Here is a 1,709-nt window from a genome sequence, read left to right on the forward strand (position 1 = left end):
TCACATAACTCGGAATTATGTCGCGGCTTGATGACGAGCTTATTGTTCGAGATGCCGCGAGGCGCCTCTACGGCGACGGTCAACCTATCTGGGATCCGAAGGATCGGTGGAACAGCTACAAGCGCGCATCTATCAGCGCCTTTTGTAGTCGCCACGCGAGTCATTTGCTTAGCGAGGCTGAGGCGATACTCGATGCCGGATGTGGCTCGGAAGCTTATCCTTGGATGCCCGAGCGCTCGATATGTCTTGATCGACACTTCCTACAAACGAGAGCTAAATCAAACGGAGTGGTAGGCGATCTATGTTCGCTGCCGTTTGAGAAAGGATCGTTCGATTTTGTCGTCTGCGTCGCATCCGTACTAAATTACGTGTCAGCAATCGAAGCAATATCAGAAGTCTCGCGAGTTCTACGTCCTGGTGGACATCTTATACTGCACTACGAAACGTCAACTAGCTTCGAGCACGTACTAAAATCAACGTGGGGTATGCCGGTAGCAAGGACCGAAACGATAAACGGGGGGCGACCTGACACGCTTTGGGTTTATCGCCCATCTTACATAACTACGATCCTAAGGGGAGCTCGTCTCCAAGGCCGGAAAGTTCAGCGGTTTCATATTGCATCCGCATTGGGTCTGCGGATCGGTCTCGGTCAACAAACCTCTGCGAAATTTGCGGTACTTGACCCCTTTGTCCAACGATTGGGAATGTTCGCCGACGATGTGATCATTTTAGCCGAAAAGCTCGCATAAGAAGACCCCGGAGCTTTCTGTTGATTGCGAATAGGGCGATAATGACGATCGAAATCGTTGTTGCAATAGCCGCAACCTTTAGTTCCTGCGCAAACCCCACAGCGAGTCCGACCGCTGCCGGGAGCGCAATCAATGCTACATAGAAAATAGTTGATGGATCAGGTCTAGGCGACGAATCCAGGGAGAAAACAAGATCAAAGTTCTTCATCCCGTTGAGAACTACTCGTTTTTCCTTCGCAACGCTCAATTTAATCTTCGCTAAGAGCTTGTCTGAGGCGTGACGATAGCGTTCGTATTTTTCCTTCGTCATTGTCCGTTCATACCAAAGTCCGTAGTGAGTTCTGTAAATTAGTTCGACGATACGGGTGAATTCACTGGCCGGTAAATCGTCTCGTTCGGGTTGAGACGCCAACAAAAGTGCGGCTCTGCAGCTATCCACGTCTTCTAGGATAGCCGGGTCTGGCGCCCAATAAGCTGAGCGGACTGCCTTGAACCCGACGAGTCTCATCATCCGCACCAACACGGCTGGTCTAATCGTGGGTGCTGAACTCGGATGACTAAGCGTCACTTCTGAAATCAAATGGTCAATTGGAATGCGCTTTTGCTCGAGGCATTTCGCGATCAGATCGCAAAATATGAAGAATCCGCCGAAGCCGCGCAGATTCGGAGCCACCACGAGATGATCGATCACTCCTATTGGACCGTCAGGATAGTGCATGAAGGTAGCGAACCCGCACGGCTCACCGTCGTACGTCAGTCCGAAATAGAGAATTGACTGCCCTTTGACTGGTGACAGAAGGAATTCCACCAGTTCATTAGTCGGAGTTCGATGTTCGGGGCCGAAATGTTGAACATAGATCAAAAGGAATTCGGCCAATCGATCGGAGCGAGCCCTCCGTCGGTCGAAAACTTCCAGGGCAAAGGCGGAAGTAACTAGAGCCATAATTCCGAGTTATGTGA

At 50.7% G+C, this 1,709-nt stretch carries 2 protein-coding genes; one reads left to right on the top strand and one right to left on the bottom strand.

Annotated elements, in window-relative coordinates:
• Positions 1-17: 17 nt before the first annotated feature.
• Entirely contained in the window at positions 18-749 is a 732-nt protein-coding gene (locus tag BMW89_RS38725; RefSeq protein WP_092035270.1) for a class I SAM-dependent methyltransferase, read from the top strand.
• On the opposite strand, the gene BMW89_RS37655 is transcribed toward BMW89_RS38725, so the two are convergent.
• Positions 724-1,692 (bottom strand): GNAT family N-acetyltransferase, encoded by a 969-nt coding sequence (locus tag BMW89_RS37655; protein ID WP_177196595.1) that lies wholly within the window; start codon positions 1,690-1,692, stop codon positions 724-726. The genes BMW89_RS38725 and BMW89_RS37655 overlap by 26 nt on opposite strands.
• Positions 1,693-1,709: the final 17 nt, after the last annotated feature.

The sequence above is a fragment of the Bradyrhizobium sp. OK095 genome (assembly GCF_900109945.1).
Classification (GTDB): Bacteria; Pseudomonadota; Alphaproteobacteria; order Rhizobiales; family Xanthobacteraceae; genus Bradyrhizobium.